We start from the raw sequence: 17340 nt of genomic DNA, 5'->3' as shown, positions 1-17340 counted from the left end.
CCAACCAGGTCCAGCGGATCGTGATGGCCCGCAACCTCCCGTAACGCGCACACACACGCACCGACGGCCGGTCCCGGCCCCCGACCGCCCGTCCGCGGTCGGGGGCCGGAAAACCGTGCGACGGCGGGCGGCCGTGCTCCGTAGGCTGCCCGCCATGTCCTCCACGCCCGCCGCGACGACCACGCCGTCCGCACCGCCCGCCACGCTCAGCCTGGCCCCGATCACCCCCGAGAACATCGACGCCGCCCTCGCCCTGCGGGTCCGCCCCGACCAGGAGCACCTGGTGGCGCCGGTGGTGAAGTCGCTGGCCGAGGCGTACGCGTACGGGGAGACGGCCTGGCCCCGGCTGATCCTGGAGGACGGGCGGCCGGTCGGCTTCGTGATGGCCTTCTTCGACATCGTCTTCCACCCCGACCACCCCGGCGACCGCCCCCGCTCCGGCCTGTGGCGGCTGCTGGTCGACGCCGGGCAGCAGCGCGGCGGGTACGGCCGCTTCGCCGTCGAGCAGGTCTGCGCCGAGATCCGCCGCCGCGGCGGCACCCGCGCCACCGTCACCTACCACCCGGGCCCGGACGGCCCGGCGGAGTTCTACGCCCGCCTCGGCTTCCGCCCGACCGGCGAGCTCAGCGGCGACCAGGCCGTCGCCGAACGGGAGTTGTAGGACCGCCACGGCCTGCCGCGGGCCGGCGGCCGCCGGGTAGGGTCCGGGGCCATGACCGAGCCGGGCTTCCTCACCGAGACCAGGGCGTTCTACGACGCCGTCGCCACCGAGTACACCGACCGCTTCCGGGACGCGCTGGACCGCATGCCGATGGACCGGGCGATGCTGGCGCTCTTCGCCGACCTGGTCCGCGCCGAGCGGCCGGACGGCAGGACGGCCGAAGTCGGCTGCGGCCCGGGCCGGATGACCGGGCCCCTGCACGGCCTCGGCGTGGACGTGCACGGGATCGACCTCTCGCCGCGGATGGTCGAGCTGGCCCGGAAGGCCCACCCGGAGGTGCCGTTCAGCGTCGGCTCGATGTTCGACCTCCCCTTCCGGGACGGGGAGTTGACCGGCGTGGTGGCCTGGTACTCGATCATCCACACCCCGGCGGAGCGGCTCCCCGAGGTGTTCGCCGAGTTCGCCCGGGTGCTCGCCCCCGGCGGCCACCTGATGCTCGCCTTCCAGGTCGGCGACCGGCCCCTGCACCTGGAGCGGCCGTTCGGGCAGCCGGTGTCGCTGGACTTCCGCCGGCTGCGGCCGGAGCACGTCGAGGAGCTGGCCCGGGAGGCCGGCCTGCCGGTCACCTCCCGTACGGTCCGGGAGCCGGAGGGCGACGAGAGGACCCCGCAGGCCTACCTGCTGGCCCGCAAGCCGGTGGCCGGGGGCTGAACCGGAGGCCGGATGCCGGGCGCCGACGGCCGCACGTCAGGCGGCCGGGGCCGACGGCTGCCCGGAGGCGGTCGCGATCACCTCGTCCAGCACCTCGCGGGAGCGGAGCAGGTCGTCGATCGTCCGGTCGATCCGCTGGCGCTCCGCGGTGAGCTCCTCGACCAGGAGCGGGGTGGCGATCTCGTTCGGGCTGCCGTCGGAGTCCCGCATGCAGGGGAGGATCTTGTAGATGGTCCGGCTGTGCAGTCCGGCCGCGAACAGCTCCTGGATGTGCACCACCCGGTCGACGGCGGCCTCCGGGTACTCCCGGTGGCCGCCCTCGGTGCGGCGGGCGGCCAGCAGGCCCTGCTGCTCGTAGTAGCGCAGCGAGCGCTCGCTCACACCCGTCCGCCGGGCCAGTTCGCCGATCCGCATGCCGTCCACCCCGTCCCGTCCCGTGCCGTGCCGTGCCGCCGTCGCCGTCCGCCGTCGCCGTCCGCCGTCGCGGATCGGGCCGCCCGGAAACCTGACATCGATGGTAGCTTCCCGGTCCCGGCGCGGGGGGCGGAACCGGATAACACAGCGGTGTCCGGCCCGGCCCGACCGGGGGTGACGCGCGAGGAACAGGCGATCGTGCCATGATCCCTGCATGTCTTCCAACGTTTTCTTCGACATCGAGATCAACGGCGAGGCGGCCGGCCGGATCGTCTTCAAGCTCTACGACGACGTCGTCCCCAAGACCGCCCAGAACTTCCGCGAGCTGGCCACCGGCCAGAACGGCTTCGGCTACGAGGGCTCCGGCTTCCACCGCGTGATCCCGGCCTTCATGCTCCAGGGTGGTGACTTCACCAACCACAACGGCACCGGCGGCAAGAGCATCTACGGCGAGAAGTTCGCCGACGAGAACTTCAAGATCAAGCACGACCGCCCGGGTCTGCTGTCGATGGCCAACGCCGGCCGCAACACCAACGGCTCGCAGTTCTTCATCACCACCATCGTCACCGACTGGCTGGACGGCAAGCACGTCGTCTTCGGCGAGGTCCTCGAGGGCATGGACCTGGTCAAGAAGATCGAGGGCCTCGGCTCGCAGAGCGGCCGCACCTCGGCCAAGATCACCATCGCCAAGTCCGGCGTGGTCGCCTAAGCACCGCCGCCACCTGGCACGCACCGCCCCGGAGCGGGACGTCGGATCTTCCGATCTCCCGCTCCGGGGCGGTTTCGCGTCCGCCCCCGTACCCGCGCCCGCGCCCGGACGCCGCCCGGTTCCCGCCCCCTTTTCGCGCCGGGCGCCGCCGTGCGGCGGGCAGGGTAGCCCGGAGCGCGGCCGTCCGGGCCGGAACCGGGCAATCGTGCGGCCTGCCTGCGCCGGAGCCCTACGCTCGATTCGGACGCGGCCCCAGCCGCGGCCGAACTCGACTCTGCGGCAAGGTGGTTGACCGATGATGGAGCAGGGCGCCGACGACGGCGAGGTGACCTACGAACAGGTGACGGTGGTCTCCCTGGCCGGCTGCGAGCCGGTCGGCCCGGCGCGGTTCGCCGTCCGGGTCGCCCGCGAGGGCATGACCGTCAAGCGGGTGGCGGGCTACTGGGTGCGCTGGGACGAGCGGTGGGGTCCGGAGGAGGTCCGCCACCACTCCCGCTGGATCGCGGACGAGGAGTACGTGCGGCCGGACACCGGCAGCCTGGAGGGCACCCTCGCGGTGATGGTCGCCGCGTACTGGACGGACCCGGCGGGCGCCTTCCCGCGCCGCCCGGGCACCGAGACCGTGGTGACCTTCCGGCCGGGCGAGACCGAGCACGAGCTGGTGCTGGAGCAGCCCGCGCCGCCCGTGTCGGCGGCCGCCGCCGCGCACCGCCCGGCCTCGCTGTCGGTGCAGCTGACTCACGCGCGGTGGCTGGGCGGCGACGGGCAGCCGATCCACTACGGCTTCTCGGGCGCGACCGAGGAGGCGGCCGGCGGCGAGGGGGAGTGGCTGGTCCGCTTCCCGGAGTGCGGCACCGGGCTGCTGCCGTACGTCTAGGCCGCATGGCACGTCCCGTACCCCCGCGGGTTCAGGCGGGGCTCGGAGCGGGCCGGGCCGGCGCCGCCGCGGGCCCCCAGTCGCCCGCCCGCGTCCCCACCTTGCGCGCCGGTGCGCCGGCCCAGATCTCGCCGGGGCCGGTCGAGCGGGTGAGCACCGCGTTGGCCCCGACGACGGTGCCCGCGCCGACGGTCAGCACGCCCTCCTTGCACACCACCTTGGCGCCCGCGCACAGCACCGCCCCGTCCTCGACCACCACCCGCCGCATCGCGCTCTCCTCCTGCGGCACCCACGGGTCGGCCCGGCCGATGGTCACGCCGTTGTAGAGCGTCACGCCGGCGCCGAGGGTGGTGTACGGGTGCAGCACGGTGCCGAAGCCGCGGTGGAAGACCATCAGCCCGGGCCCGATCTCGCAGGCGGCGGGCACCTCCATCCCGTACAGCGCGAGCGCCTCCTGGACCAGGCGGCCCAGGAGGCGGTGGCGACGGCGGCGGATCAGTGCGGTGACGAGTGGCATCCACTCATTGTGGTGGAGTGGTCACGCGAAGTGGCCGACTACTTGAACTCCGGCACCGCGGTGTCGTTCTTGAAGGCGTCGAAGACCTGCTTGGACTTGCCGGCGTCCCAGAGCACGGCGGACTCGCCGGTCTTGGTCCGGTAGTCCGGGTTGCCGATCGGCACGGTCAGCGACTTGCCGCTGCCGCCGTTGACGTCCTTCATGGCGAGGAAGAGCGAGCCGAGGTCGGTCAGCCCGCAGTCCTCGTCGACGATCAGGGTGCCGAGCGCGGAGTCGACCAGCGGGTAGAAGGTGAACGGGTTCATCAGGTTGCCCGGGGAGGCGGCCTGGTGGGCGAGGGCGCCGAGGAACTTCTGCTGGTTGCGCATCCGGCCGAGGTCCTGGTCGGCCATCTGGTGGCGCTGGCGGACGAAGGCCAGGGCCTGCTTGCCGGTGAGGGTCTGGTCGCCGGCCTTGAGGTCGAGCCCGGAGTCCTTGTCCTTGACGTCCTGGTCGATCTTCATCTCGACGCCGCCGATCGAGTCGACGATGCCGACGAAACCGCCGAAGCCGATCTCGGCGTAGTGGTCGATCCGTATGCCGGTGTTCTGCTCGACGGTCTGGACCAGGAGACGGCCGCCGCCGTTGCCGAAGGCCGAGTTGATCTTCGCGGTGGTGCCCTTGACCGGCTTGCCGTTGCTGCCCGGGTGCTCGGGGATCGGCACCCAGGAGTCGCGCGGGATGCTTATCAGGGTGTTCCCGTTGTCCCCGACGTGCAGGATCATCATCGAGTCGCTGCGCTTGCCCTCGGTGTCGTGCCCGGTGTGCAGGTCGTCCTGCTCGGAGTCGGTGAGGCCCTGGCGGCTGTCGGAGCCGACGATCAGCCAGTTGGTGCCCTTGCCCGCGGCGGGGCGGCCGGGGTAGTCGGCGAGCACGTTCTCGTGGTTGAGCTTGGAGTCCGCCCAGAACCAGGTGGAGACGGCGGTCACCATGACGGCGATCAGCAGGCCGAAGACCGACCACTTCACGATCCGCCGCCGCGGCCAGCGCCGGGCCTGGGCACCGGGCGGGCGGGTGCCGCCGGGGCCGCCGGGGCCGCCGGGGCGGCCCTGACCACCCTGGCCCCCCTGCCCGCCGGGACCGCCGGGCCCGCCCGGGCCGCCGGGACCACCGGGGCGCCCCGGGCCGCCGGGACGGGCGCCGGGTGCGCCGGCCCCCTGCGGCGGGACGCCGCCCAGCCGGGACTGCCCCGGTTGCCCCGGCTGCCCCCCGGGCTGTCGCGGCTGCCGTGGCGCGGCCGCCCCCGGCCCGCGCGGGTTCAGCGAGGACGGCAGCGGCGGCTCGGCCGAGCCGCCTCCACCGCTGCCGCCGTACGGGTTCCCGCCGCCCCCCGGGCGGCCCTCCTGCCACGTGTTCATGCCGACGAGGATGCCCGACCCCGGTCGGGCTGACTCCCCCCGGGGGGCCCACCAGGCCTCTTGTAGCAGTTTTGATGCACGCCCCGAATCGTTCCGCCGAAACATCCGGACACCCGCCGTTCCAGCGGCTGAAACGTTTCTTGACCAGCTCGAACACAGCGTGTTTGCATTCCAGGCATGGATCAGCGTTGGGCACTCACGCGTCGGCGGCACGTCGACCTGCGGCGCGGTGTGGCCTGTTCGCTCTGTCGCGGCTGACACGCGCCCGTCGGGTCCCCGTACTCCCCGCAGGCCCCGCACGTCCGCCGACGTAGCGCCCCGGTGCCCCGCAACGCCCCCCCCCGCACCGTTCCCGCACCGCCCCCGGTACCGGCCCCCACCGCGGCGCCTTCCCCCGCCGCCGCACTCCGCCGCACCGCGCCGCCCCGCTTCCAGCCAGAGGTGAAACCCATGGCCGTCGTCCTGTCCGTTTCCGGCTCCCCGTCCGCCACCTCCCGCACCACCCGCCTGCTGCGCCACGTCGACGCGCGGCTGGCGGAGCGCGGCCACCACGTCGTCCCCTTCGAGGCCCGCAGCCTGCCCGCGCACGCGCTGCTGTCGGGCGACTTCGACCACCCCGAGATCGTCGCCGTCACCGAGCTGTTCGCCCGCGCCGACGGCGTGGTCGTCGGCACCCCCGTCTACAAGGCCGCCTACTCGGGCCTGCTGAAGGCCCTGCTGGACGTGCTCCCGCAGTACGCCCTGGCCGGCAAGGCCGTCCTGCCGCTCGCCACCGGCGGCTCGCCCGCGCACGTCCTCGCGGTGGACTACGCGCTGCGCCCGGTGCTCAGCTCGATGGGCGCCGGCCACATCACCCAGGGCTGGTTCGTGCTCGACCGCCACATCACCGCCCGGGAGGACGGGACGACCCTGGTGGAGCGCGAGACCGAAACGCTGCTGGCCCCGGTCGTGGACGGCTTCGCCACGGCCCTGGAGCGGCTGGCCGCACCCGCGCTGACGAGCTGACGGACCGTCGCCGCCGGCCCGTACGGGGCGTCCCCGAGACGGGCCGTGGCGACCCCTAGGGGGAGCCGCTCCGTGGCCCGTAGAACCTTGGTTGAGAGGCTTCATTCCGGCGGATGACGAGCGCTCCGCCGCCGACTCCTAACGTGGTTCACACATCCCCACCCGCCAGGAAGCGGCCCGGTTGCGCCGGGTCCGGTGGCCAGGTCCACCGGGAGGGTGGAGACAACTCCCGGTCGAGGACTACCGCCCGCGCCATGTCGCGCGGCGGGCGGGCCCGTGAGGCTGGGGGCCAACGGGTGAGCGCATCTTCCTTAGGAGTGTCCCAGTGACGACGGCAGCAGCAGCCGTGTACGACCCCCAGCTTCCCGGCGGGGCGCCCGCCGTCGCCGCGTCGGCCCGTCAGGTCACCAAGGCGTACGGCTCGGGCGAGACCAGGGTGACCGCGCTCGACGCGGTCGACGTCGACATCCAGCGCGGCCGGTTCACCGCGATCATGGGGCCGTCGGGCTCCGGCAAGTCCACCCTGATGCACTGCCTGGCGGGCCTCGACACGGTCACCTCCGGGCAGATCCGGATCGGCGACACCGAGATCACCGGCCTGAAGGACAAGCAGCTCACCAGGCTCCGGCGCGACAAGATCGGCTTCATCTTCCAGGCCTTCAACCTGCTCCCGACACTGAACGCGCTGGAGAACATCACGCTCCCGATGGACATCGCCGGGCGCAGGCCCGACCAGGCCTGGCTGGACCAGGTGGTGGAGACGGTCGGCCTGTCCGGCCGGCTCAAGCACCGCCCCGCCCAGCTCTCCGGCGGCCAGCAGCAGCGCGTCGCGGTGGCCCGGGCACTGGCCGCCCGCCCCGAGATCATCTTCGGCGACGAGCCCACCGGGAACCTGGACTCCCGGTCCGGCGCCGAGGTGCTGACCTTCCTGCGCCGCTCGGTGGACGAGCTGGGCCAGACCATCGTGATGGTCACCCACGACCCGGTCGCCGCCGGCTACGCGGACCGCGTGCTCTTCCTCGCCGACGGCGTGATCGTGGACGAGATGTACGCGCCCACCGCCGACTCCGTCCTCGAACGCATGCGCCGTTTCGACGGCAAGCGCACCAGCTGAGCGGCGGGACGACACCATCATGCTGCTCAAGACCTCACTGCGGAGCTTCCTCGCCCACAAGGGCCGGATGGCGCTCTCGCTCATCGCCGTCGTGCTGTCGGTGGCCTTCGTCTCCGGCACCCTGGTGTTCTCCAACACCGCCACCGGCACCTTCGACAAGCTCTTCGCCGCGACCTCCTCCGACGTCTCGGTCCAGCCGCCCAAGCCGGCCGAGGACGAGGAGCAGCAGGCCGCCGTCAAGCCGCCGACCGTCCCGGTCGCGCTGGAGCGGCAGGTCGCCGCGCTGCCCGGGGTGAAGAGCGCCGTCGGCCAGGTCCTGGTCGAGAACGCCGTCATGATCAACCCGGCCACCAACAAGCTGGTCGGCCCGACCACCGGCGCGCCCACCCTGCTCGGCAACTGGACCGACACCCCGGGCAACCCGCTGAAGGTCACCTCCGGCCACACGCCGCGCGGCCCGACCGAGCTGCTGCTGGACGCGGACACCGTGAAGAAGGCCAAGCTCGCCCTCGGTGACACGCTCAGGGTCGAGAACCCCCTCGGCCGGCACGACTTCACCATCGTCGGCATCGGCACCTTCACCACCACCAACCCGGGCGCGGCGCTCGGCTTCCTGGACACCCCGACCGCCCAGCAGGCGCTGCTCGGCGGGCCGGCCTTCAGCACCGTCGAGGCGTACGGCGACGGCAGCCGCGGCGACGACCGGCTCAAGGCCGACGCGCTGGCCCAGCTCGGCGGCGGGTACCAGGTGAAGACGGCGGCCGAGCAGAAGGCCGACCGCAGCGAGCAGGTCGGCAAGGGCCTCGGCTTCATGAAGTACGCGATGCTCGGCTTCGCCTTCGTCTCGGCGATCGTCGGCGCCTTCCTGATCGTCAACACCTTCTCGATGCTGGTCGCCCAGCGCACCCGGGAGATCGGCCTGCTGCGCGCCATCGGCGGCAGCCGGCGGCAGGTCAACCGCTCGGTGCTGGTCGAGGCGCTGATCCTGGGCGTGCTCGGCTCGACCCTCGGGGTCGCGGCCGGCCTGGGCGTGGCGGTCGGCCTGATCAAGCTGATGACGGCGATCGGCATGGACCTGGAGGCGGCCGACCTGCAGATCGGGCCGGACGTGTTCGTCGCCGGGTACGCGCTGGGCATCGTGGTCACCCTGGTCGCGGCCTGGTTCCCGGCCCGCCGGGCGAGCCGGATCTCGCCGATGGCCGCGCTGCGCGACCACGGCACCCCGGCGGAGGCCCGGGCCAACCTCGTCCGCACCGGCCTCGGCCTGCTGCTGACGGCGGGCGGCGGCGCGGTGCTGGTGCTCGGCGCGGGGGCGGAGAAGGCGGCCACCGGCGGCCGGTACCTGGGCCTCGGCGTGGTGCTCACCCTGATCGGCTTCGTGGTGCTCGGCCCGCTGCTGGCCTCGGCCGTCGTCCGGGTGCTCGGCGCGCTGCTGCCGGCGCTGTTCGGCCCGTCCGGCAGGCTCGCCCAGCGCAACGCGATGCGCAACCCGCGTCGTACCGGCGCCACCGCCGCCGCGCTGATGATCGGCCTGGCGCTGGTGATCGCCTCCGCGGTGTTCAGCTCCTCGGCCGTCACCTCGACCAGCGCGCAGATCGACAAGTCGGTGGGCGCGGACTACATCGTCTCCGGCGGCCGTACCGCGATCACCCCCGAGATGATGGACGCGGTCCGGAAGACCCCGGGCATCGACCACGTCACCACCCAGCGGTTCTTCGCCGCCAGGGTCCAGCTGCTGGACGGGCAGAAGGCCAAGACCCCGCTGACCGCCGTGCCGCCGTCCTTCTTCGGCACCGACTTCCGGCCGACCGTCGACTCCGGTGCGGTGGACTCGCTCCAGCGCGGCTCGCTGGGGATCGGCGCCGCCTTCGCCAAGGACCACGGCCTGAAGGTCGGCGACCAGGTCACCGTCGACTACGGCCAGGGCCGCACCCAGACGGTGCCGGTCGGCGCGGTCTTCGGCAAGGGCGAGCTGTTCGGCGACGGCTCCTTCGTGGCCATGGACACCATGGAGAAGGTCGTCCCGGCCGCCGAGCAGCCGCCGGTGTGGACCTTCTTCGCCAAGGCCTCCCAGGGCGCCGACGTCGACCGGACGCTGACCGCGCTGGAGGACGGGCTGAAGGAGTACCCGCAGCTCACCATCAAGGACCGGGCCGGCTACAAGGAGCTCGCCCAGTCCCAGATCAACACCCTGCTCTACCTGATCTACGGGCTGGTCGCCCTCTCGATCACGGTCGCGGTGCTCGGCGTGGTCAACACCCTGGCGCTGTCGGTGGTCGAGCGGACCCGCGAGATCGGCCTGCTGCGGGCGATCGGGCTCTCCCGCCGCCAGCTGCGCCGGATGATCCGGCTGGAGTCCGTGGTGATCGCGGTGTTCGGCGCCGTCCTCGGCACCGGACTGGGCCTCGGCTGGGGCGTCACCGCCCAGCGGGTGCTGCGGGACCAGGGCCTCGGGACGCTCTCCGTCCCGACCGTCACGGTGGCGGTCACGCTGGTCGCCTCGGTGCTGATCGGCCTGTTCGCCGCACTCGTCCCGGCCTTCCGGGCCGGACGCATGAACGTCCTCGCGGCCATCGCGACGGACTAACCCGGCGCCGGGGGGCGCCGGGCCCGGACCACGGGGGACACGGGGGGACCCGTGGGGGAACGGGGGAACGGGGGAACGGGGGAACGGGGGAAACGGGGGGACCCACGGGGGACCGGGGGGCACGGGGGACAGGGGCCGGGTGCGCACAGCGCCCGGCCCCTGCGCCGTGCCCCGCCCCCGCAGGTCCGGGCCGGTCCGGCGGGCGTACCGTCCGTTTCCCGGGTGCTGGGATGATCGTCCGATGCTCCCCTCGGACGCCCCGCCCCTGCCCAGCGCAGCGCCCCTCACCAGCGCGGCCGCCGCCCGCTGGCGCGCCGCCCGGACCGCCTGGCGGCTGGACGGCCGCTGGCTCGCGCTGGTGCCGCTCGCGTTCGTGGTCCTGGCCGGCGCGGTGGAGCCGGACGTGGGCCGGTGCAACGTCCAGAACGTCTGCCGGGACACCTGGGGCTCGGGGCTGGCCGGCTGGTCGGTGCTGGCCGAGATCGTCCTGCTGGCCACCAGGGCCCGGGTCCGGGTGCTCGTCCCGCCGGTCGTCCTGGCGCTGCTCTGGTACCTCCCGGAGGGCCTGGTCACCCCGGTCGCCCGCTGGTCGGCGGTGCTGCTGCACGTGCTGCTCACCGCCGTCCTGCTCGGCGCCGAGTCCGGCCGCCGCCGCGCCCGCCAGCAGCTGGACGAGCTGATGGCCCCGCCCGTCCCCTATCCCTGGAGCGCCGCCGGCGGGCCCTCGCCCGTCCACCGGGACGGCCCGCCCGTGCTGCGCCGCGCCCTCGGCGTCCTGCTGCTGGTGGTCGCCGCGGCCTTCCCGGTGTACGGCCTCTGGGCGCAGGCCCGGGCGGACGGCGCCGCCGAGCGGGCCACCCGGGTGACCGGCACCGCAGACGGGAGCGACCGGGACGGCGCGCTGACCGTCCGCTTCCAGCCGCCCGGCGGCGGCCCCGAGCGCACCGCCGCCCTGGACGTCTGGTGGCAGCGCCGGCCCCAGCCCGGCGAGCCCGTCCCGCTGCTGGTGGACGGCGACTCGGTGCGCGCCCTGGGCGACGACTACGACGTCTCCGGCCAGCTGGCCGCCGGCGGCCTGATCGCCCTGCCCGGCCTGGTGCTGCTCGGCTCGGCCGCCGTCGCGAGCGCCCGCCGGGGCAGGCCCGCCTTCGCCGGCGCCGGCCCCGCGCTCGCCGTCCGGGTGCGCGCCGACGCCCGCGGCGACCTGCTGGTGCTGCCGCTGGACGGCCCGCCGGACGGCCCCGGGCTCTGGCGGCTGGTCGAGCGCGACCGCTACCGCTGGGCCCGGAACGCCGCCCCGGACGGCGCGGCCCCGGCCTGGGTGCCCGAACACCTGGAGACCGAGGACGAGGACGCCGACTACCCCGACCCGGTGCTCGACCACGACGAGGACGAGGAGGAGCACTGGGAGCTGTTCGACCGGGCGACCCCGGCCGAGGCCGCCGAGTGGCTGGCCCGGGCCGGCCGCAGCGTGCCCGCCGTGCTGTACGGCGGCCCGGACGGGCCCGACCACCAGCTCCTCGTCCGCCCCGGCCTGCTGGACGGCGACCCGCACTGGGTGGCGGCCGTGGTCGCCCCCGCCGCCCGGCCCCCCCGCGTCGGCCGGCGCTCCGGGCGCTATCGCGAGCGCGACCTGGCCGTCGCCGCGCTGACCGCCGAGACCGTCGCCGCCGCCCCCGCGGCCGGTCCGGACACCGAGCCGCTGGCCGCCCGCCGCTGGGAGATGCCGCTGCCGCTGCGCGCGGCCGCCGGACCGGTGGCCGCGCTGGTGGTCGCCGCCGCCGTGGTGCTGCTCGACGACGACGGCTGGTGGGAGGGGCTGCTGCGCCCGCTGTGGATCGGCTCGCTGGCGATCCTGGCCTGCGCCCAGACGCTGTCCTGGCAGCTGGTCGCCGACCGCAACGGCCTGCGGGTGGCCACCGCGCTGCGCACCCGCTGCTACCGGTGGGCGGAGATCTCGGCGGCGGCGGCGCACCGGAACCTGCTCACCATCCGGCTGCACGGCGGGCGGGAGTTCTCCTTCTTCAGCCGCCCGGCGGTCTGGCTGGCCGCCCTCTTCGGCGGCCGGTACGACCCGGGCGCGGTGGCCCGGACCGTCGCCACCGCCGCCCACCGCCCCGACCTGCGCCCGGCACAGGCCCTGCCGGACCGGCTGGGCGGCCCCCAGCACCTGGTGAACCGGCTCGCGCTGACCGGCTACGCGGTGTTCACCGTCGCCCACTACGCACTCTGAACCCACCCCGGACCGCCACCGGATCCACACCGCTTCCGGCCTGCGCGTAAGGGGGAGTACGGTGTTCTTGATCACAGCACCGGCGCGGCACCGCGAGGCGTCCCCGGCAGCCCGGACCGGGACAAGACGAGGACACGTCCGCACCGGTACGGTTGGCCCCGATGAACACCAAGGCTGCTGAGGAGCTGCCGGCTGTTTCCGTGATCATGCCGGTGCTCAACGAGGAACGTCACCTGCGCACGGCGGTCCGGCGCATCCTGGACCAGGAGTACCCCGGGCCGATGGAGGTGGTGATCGCCCTCGGCCCCTCCACCGACCGCACCGCGGAGATCGCGGCCGAGCTGGTGGCCGAGGACCCGCGGGTGCGGACGGTGGCGAACCCCACCGGCCGGACGCCGGCCGGGCTGAACGCCGCGATCCGGGGCTCCCGGCACCCGATAGTCGTGCGCGTGGACGGCCACGGCCTGCTCACCCCCGGCTACATCACCACGGCGGTCCGGCTGCTCGGCGAGATGGACGCGGCCAACGTCGGCGGCATCATGCACGCCGAGGGCGAGACCGAGTGGGAGAACGCGGTCGCCGCCGCGATGACCTCCAAGATCGGCGTCGGGAACGCCGCCTTCCACACCGGCGGCCTGGCCGGCCCGGCGGACACCGTCTACCTCGGGGTGTTCCGGCGCGAGGTGCTGGAGAAGCTCGGCGGCTACAACGAGGAGTTCATCCGCGCCCAGGACTGGGAGCTGAACTACCGGATCCGCCAGGACGGCGGCCTGGTCTGGTTCACCCCGCAGCTCAAGGTGACGTACCGGCCCCGCCCCTCGGTGCGGGCGCTGGCCAAGCAGTACAAGGACTACGGCCGCTGGCGCCGGGTGGTCACCCGCTACCACCGGGGCTCGGTCAACCTGCGCTACCTCGCCCCGCCGGCCGCGCTGGCGGCGGTCCTGCTCGGGCTGGGGCTCGGCGCCGCCGTCCACCCGGCCTTCCTCGCGGTGCCCGGCGCGTACCTGCTGGGCATCCTCGGCGGCGCGGCGGTCGAGGGGCGCGGCCTGTCGTTCAAGGCCAAGGCGCTGCTGCCGGTGGCCTTCGCGACCATGCACCTCAGCTGGGGCTTCGGCTTCCTGACCTCACCGCGCTCGCTGGCCCGGAGAGTGATCGCCAGCGTCGGCCCGGCCGCCAAGGACGTGCTCTCGAAGACCGGCTGATCCGCGGATCCGCCGATTCGTTTCGGCAGCCGCCCCGGCGCCTTCTCGACGCCTCCTCGGCGGCACCGCCCGGAACCCGTCCGGGACCCGTCCGGCACCCTTCCCGGCACCGCTATCGTCGGTGCGCATGGCGACAGTTGAGGACGGGTCGGGCGCGGCCCGGATCGAGCCGAGCGCGGACGTCGACGAACGGGCCGCGATCGGCGCCGGGACGACGGTCTGGCACCTCGCCCAGGTCCGCGAGGACGCGGTGGTCGGCGCGGACTGCGTGATCGGCCGCGGCGCGTACGTCGGCCCCGGCGTCCGGATCGGGGACCGGGTCAAGGTGCAGAACCACGCGCTGGTGTACGAGCCGGCGGTGGTCGAGGACGGGGTGTTCATCGGCCCGGCCGCCGTCCTCACCAACGACCGGTACCCGCGCGCGGTCACCCCCGACGGCCGCCCCAAGGGCCAACTCGACTGGCGTGCCGAAGGGGTGACGCTCCGTCATGGCTGCTCGATCGGCGGCCGGGCGGTGCTGGTCGCCGGGGTGACGGTCGGCCGCTGGGCCCTGGTCGCGGCCGGCGCCGTGGTGCACCGGGACGTCCCGGACTTCGCCCTGGTCGCCGGTGTCCCGGCCCGCCGGATCGGCTGGGTGGGCCGGGCCGGCGAGCCGCTGCGGCCCGCCGGGGACGGCGGCTGGCAGTGCCCCCGGACCGCCGAGCGCTACCGCGAGCGGGACGGAACCCTCGTACCGCTGTAGTTACTTGGCGCAGACGTCGGTGTCGTCCGCCTGCACCCGCTGGAGGTCCTCGGGCGCCTCGGTGGGCACCGCCGGGGTGGCGGGGGCGGTCAGCACGTCCTTGCCGAGCACCAGCAGCAGCCCGCTCTTCGGGTCGGACTTCTCGGCCGGCCGGACGGCGTCGCCGGGCAGGCCGAGGGCGGCGGCCAGGGCGCCGGCCTCGGCCTCCATGCCGCTCGGGTAGGACACCGTGGTGGTGTCGGCGGGCGGTGCGTCGCTGCCCACCGCGGCCCGGTCGAAGCCCTTCGCCCGGAGCTTCTCCACGGTCGGCCCGGACTGTCCGCGCTTGCCGCTGCCGTTGCGGACCGTCAGCTGGGCGGTCTTGAGGTGGATCGCCGGGAGGGTGGCGGCCGGCGTGGCGGGGGCCGGGGCGGCCGGGGCCGCCGAGGCGTCGGCGGCCGGTGCCTCGGGGGCGGGCGGGGCGGCGGTCTCGGTCAGCGAGCGGTCGGCCGCGACCATCGCGAACAGCTGCCCGGCGTCCGGCTGCTTGAGGATCACCCGGTTCTCGTCCTTGGGGTCGTCCAGGACGGGCGCGGTGGTGAAGGTGATGTTCTTGGTGTCGACCCTGCTGATGTCCAGCGCGAGGTCCTTGAGCTTGTCCACGCTGCCGATGCCGGAGTCCACGGTGAGCGCCTTGGTGGCGGCGTCCGCGAGCTTGTAGAGCTTGGTCGGGCTGGTCAGGGTGTCGTCGCTCTTGATCTTGCGGATCATCGAGCTGATGAACTGCTGCTGGAGCGGGATCCGGGTGAGGTCGCCGCCCTGGCCGACCGCGTGCCGGGTGCGGACGAAGGCCAGCGCCTCCTCGCCCTGGACCACGTGCCGGCCCTTGGTCATCTTGAGGTGGGAGCCGGAGTCGTTGATGTCCTTGGCCGCGCAGACCTCGACCCCGCCGACGGCGGTGGACAGGCTCTTCACCGCCTCGAAGTTGACCTGCACGAAGTGGTCGACCCGGATCCCGGTGTTCTTCTCGACGGTCTTCCAGGTGCAGCCCGCGTCGCGCCCGGCCTGGCCGAGGCTGTTGTTGAACTCCTCCCGCGCCGAGCCGGGGATCTTCTTCCCCTGGGTGCTCTGGCACTCCGGGATCGGCAGCATCAGGTCGCGCGGGAGGCTGATCACCGTCGCGTTGGTGCGGTCCTTGGCGATGTGGAACAGCAGGGTGGTGTCGGCGTGCCCGGTGCTGCCCTCGTCGCCGTACTCCCGGCCGAGGCCCTCCCGGCTGTCCGTGCCGATCACCAGGACGTTCAGCGCGTCCCCGGCGGCCGGCGGGCGCTCGGACTCGTCGCCCAGCTGGACCTTGACCGAGGTCAGGTTGTCGTTGAAGTGCCGGTACAGGTAGTACGCCCCGCCGCAGCCCGCGACCATCACCAGGGCGCCCGCCCCGGCCGTCCACTTGAGGGCCCGTCGGCGCCGGCTGCGCCTGGCGAGCGCGGCGGCCCGCCGACGGGTGTCCCGGCGGCCCTCCGGGGCCGGTGCGGCGGGCTCCTCGGCGGTCGGTGCGGCGGCCCCGCGGCGCTGCCGGGGGACGCCGGGGGCCGGGTCCACCCGGTACCGTCCGGTTTCCGGTTGCTCCTCGTGCACGGGGGTTCCCTACCTTCGACCGGTCACGGCTGTGGACCGCCCGTACGGACGGGCCGATCCGGACACAGTAGACGAGCCGAACGCGGGAGTCGTTCCCGGTGTGATCTCCGCCATGTTCCGGCAATGCGGAGGTAAATACCGTACGTGGCCGACCAATTGCGGAAGCGTCCGGATCGGTCGGTGCGGCCGGCCCGGGGCGGCCGGGGTCGGCAGGGGCGTCCGGCTCAGTGCTGGGCGCAGGCGTCCACGTCGGCGGTGCGTCCCTCGAAGGTGGGCGCGGCGCCCGCCGAGGGTGACGCGTTCGCCAGCGCCGCCACCTCGGCCGTCGGCTGGCTCCCGGCGCCCGCCCCCGGCCCCGCCGCCGGCGAGCGGCCCGCCCCCGGGACCGGTCCCGGGGACGGCGTGGACCCGGGCGCCCGGACGGCGACCGGCCGGTCGTCCCGCAGCGCCGCGAACAGCTGGCCGGTCTGCGGCTGCACGAACTCGTCCCGGTCCGAGTCGTAGCGGTACGGGCGGCGCGGCGCGGTCAGGAAGACCACGTCCGCCGAGGGGATGCCGCGCAGGTCCTGGGTGAGGTCGTACAGCGCACCGAGCGAGGACAGCGCGCCGTCCGCCCGGACCGAGGAGGTCGCGGCGTCCAGCACCGGCCACAGCTTTGCCGGGTTCAGCAGCACGCCCTGCGACTGCACCTTGCGGATCAGCGCGGCCAGGAACTGCTGCTGACGGCCCATGCGCTGGGTGTCGCTGCCGTCGCCCAGGCTCTCCCGGGCCCGGACGTAGCCGAGGGCCTGCTCGCCGTGCAGGGTCCGCCGGCCGGCGGCCAGGTCGAGCTTGGCGTCCTTGTCGTGGATCGGCTGCGGCACGCACACCTCGACCCCGCCGATCGCGTCCACCATCGTCTTGAAGCCGCTGAAGTCGAGGATCACGTAGTGGTCGATCCGGATGCCGCTCAACTGCTCGACGGCCCGGATCGAGCAGGCCGGACCGCCCGTCTCGAAGGCCCAGTTGAACTGCATCAGCGCGGGCCTGCTGCGGGTGCCGTCCGGCTTCTCGCAGGCGGGGACGGTGACCATGACGTCCCGCGGCACGGAGACGGCCGTCGCGTGCCTGCGGTCGGCGGCCAGGTGCAGCAGGATCGTGGTGTCCGAGCGCTGGCTGCCCGGCTCGCCGCCGTACGAGCCGTTCGCGCCGGAGCGGTCGTCACTGCCGATCAGCAGGAGGTTCTCGGCGCCCCGCGCCCCGGCGGTGCGGTTCGGCCGCTCGGCCTCCAGTTTGGCGAGCAGCCGGTCGGTGGCCGAGTCCGCGCGGATGTTGCCGTCCAGCGTGCGGTAGGCGATCCAGAGCAGCACCCCGGTGGCGACCAGCAGGAACGCGCAGGCGCCGGCGGTGATCATCAGCCACCGCCGGCGCCTGCGCGGGCGTCCGCTCCCGTCCGGAGGGGTGTCCGTGGGCGGGCCGTCCTGGGCCGCGCCGTTCGTCGGGGGAGTGGCGGTCGGGGGGTGCTCGGTGTCGTCCTCGGCCATGGCAGCGATCCCTACCCGCCGGGCCCGGGCC

General features: G+C 74.3%; 15 protein-coding genes. 10 read left to right on the top strand and 5 right to left on the bottom strand.

The annotated features are described in order from the left end of the window. Positions 1–154: 154 nt before the first annotated feature. Entirely contained in the window at positions 155–661 is a 507-nt protein-coding gene (locus ACLWS4_RS35810; RefSeq protein WP_416876321.1) for a GNAT family N-acetyltransferase, read from the top strand. Between the two features lie 51 nt (positions 662–712). Continuing rightward, positions 713–1372, top strand: coding sequence for a class I SAM-dependent DNA methyltransferase (locus ACLWS4_RS35805; RefSeq protein ID WP_416876320.1), 660 nt, complete (start codon positions 713–715; stop codon positions 1370–1372). Between the two features lie 36 nt (positions 1373–1408). Here ACLWS4_RS35805 and ACLWS4_RS35800 read toward each other — a convergent pair whose 3' ends face one another. After that, positions 1409–1786: a MerR family transcriptional regulator gene (locus ACLWS4_RS35800; RefSeq protein WP_049650041.1), complete on the bottom strand. Its 378-nt coding sequence runs from the start codon at positions 1784–1786 to the stop codon at positions 1409–1411. 214 nt (positions 1787–2000) lie between these two features. Between ACLWS4_RS35800 and ACLWS4_RS35795 the strand changes: the two genes are divergently transcribed. Both ACLWS4_RS35795 and ACLWS4_RS35790 read left to right on the top strand, forming a co-directional pair. Then, positions 2001–2495, top strand: a complete 495-nt coding sequence (locus tag ACLWS4_RS35795) for a peptidylprolyl isomerase (RefSeq protein ID WP_049650012.1) — start codon at positions 2001–2003, stop codon at positions 2493–2495. 295 nt (positions 2496–2790) lie between these two features. Then, the gene (locus tag ACLWS4_RS35790; RefSeq protein ID WP_049650011.1) at positions 2791–3372 is read left to right on the top strand and encodes a hypothetical protein; all 582 of its coding nucleotides are present in this window, start codon (positions 2791–2793) and stop codon (positions 3370–3372) included. 31 nt (positions 3373–3403) lie between these two features. On the opposite strand, the gene ACLWS4_RS35785 is transcribed toward ACLWS4_RS35790, so the two are convergent. Then, on the bottom strand, positions 3404–3889 hold the full coding sequence (locus ACLWS4_RS35785) for a hypothetical protein (protein ID WP_049650010.1): 486 nt from the start codon (positions 3887–3889) through the stop codon (positions 3404–3406). A gap of 38 nt (positions 3890–3927) precedes the next feature. Next, complete coding sequence (locus ACLWS4_RS35780) at positions 3928–5286, bottom strand: LCP family protein (protein WP_416876319.1); 1359 nt, start codon at positions 5284–5286, stop codon at positions 3928–3930. A gap of 450 nt (positions 5287–5736) precedes the next feature. Here ACLWS4_RS35780 and ssuE point away from each other — a divergent pair, with 450 nt between their 5' ends. The 6 genes from ssuE (at position 5737) to ACLWS4_RS35750 (ending at position 14169) form a co-directional block, all read left to right on the top strand. Next, positions 5737–6291 (top strand): NADPH-dependent FMN reductase, encoded by a 555-nt coding sequence (ssuE, locus tag ACLWS4_RS35775; protein WP_049658692.1) that lies wholly within the window; start codon positions 5737–5739, stop codon positions 6289–6291. A gap of 325 nt (positions 6292–6616) precedes the next feature. Beyond that, the gene (locus tag ACLWS4_RS35770; RefSeq protein WP_049658694.1) at positions 6617–7405 is read left to right on the top strand and encodes an ABC transporter ATP-binding protein; all 789 of its coding nucleotides are present in this window, start codon (positions 6617–6619) and stop codon (positions 7403–7405) included. A 16-nt stretch (positions 7406–7421) separates the two neighbouring features. Next, positions 7422–9992 (top strand): ABC transporter permease, encoded by a 2571-nt coding sequence (locus ACLWS4_RS35765; protein ID WP_416876322.1) that lies wholly within the window; start codon positions 7422–7424, stop codon positions 9990–9992. Positions 9993–10233: 241 nt separating this feature from the next. Next, a complete protein-coding gene (locus tag ACLWS4_RS35760; RefSeq protein ID WP_375877536.1) occupies positions 10234–12225 on the top strand; it encodes a hypothetical protein in 1992 nt (663 codons plus the stop codon). A 161-nt stretch (positions 12226–12386) separates the two neighbouring features. Beyond that, complete coding sequence (locus ACLWS4_RS35755; RefSeq protein WP_049659498.1) at positions 12387–13427, top strand: glycosyltransferase family 2 protein; 1041 nt, start codon at positions 12387–12389, stop codon at positions 13425–13427. 127 nt (positions 13428–13554) lie between these two features. Next, entirely contained in the window at positions 13555–14169 is a 615-nt protein-coding gene (locus tag ACLWS4_RS35750) for an acyltransferase (protein WP_416876318.1), read from the top strand. Here ACLWS4_RS35750 and ACLWS4_RS35745 read toward each other — a convergent pair whose 3' ends face one another. Both ACLWS4_RS35745 and ACLWS4_RS35740 read right to left on the bottom strand, forming a co-directional pair. Continuing rightward, positions 14170–15786 carry an LCP family protein gene (locus tag ACLWS4_RS35745; protein WP_117488092.1) on the bottom strand — a complete coding sequence of 539 codons (1617 nt, stop codon included), beginning with the start codon at positions 15784–15786 and terminating at the stop codon, positions 14170–14172. Positions 15787–16010: 224 nt separating this feature from the next. Beyond that, on the bottom strand, positions 16011–17309 hold the full coding sequence (locus tag ACLWS4_RS35740; protein ID WP_416876317.1) for an LCP family protein: 1299 nt from the start codon (positions 17307–17309) through the stop codon (positions 16011–16013). Positions 17310–17340 lie beyond the last annotated feature (31 nt).

Origin of the sequence: Kitasatospora sp. SC0581, from assembly GCF_048159585.1 — a bacterium.
In the GTDB taxonomy this organism is placed as follows: Bacteria; Actinomycetota; Actinomycetes; order Streptomycetales; family Streptomycetaceae; genus Kitasatospora.
This window is presented reverse-complemented; position numbering and strand designations above follow the sequence as displayed.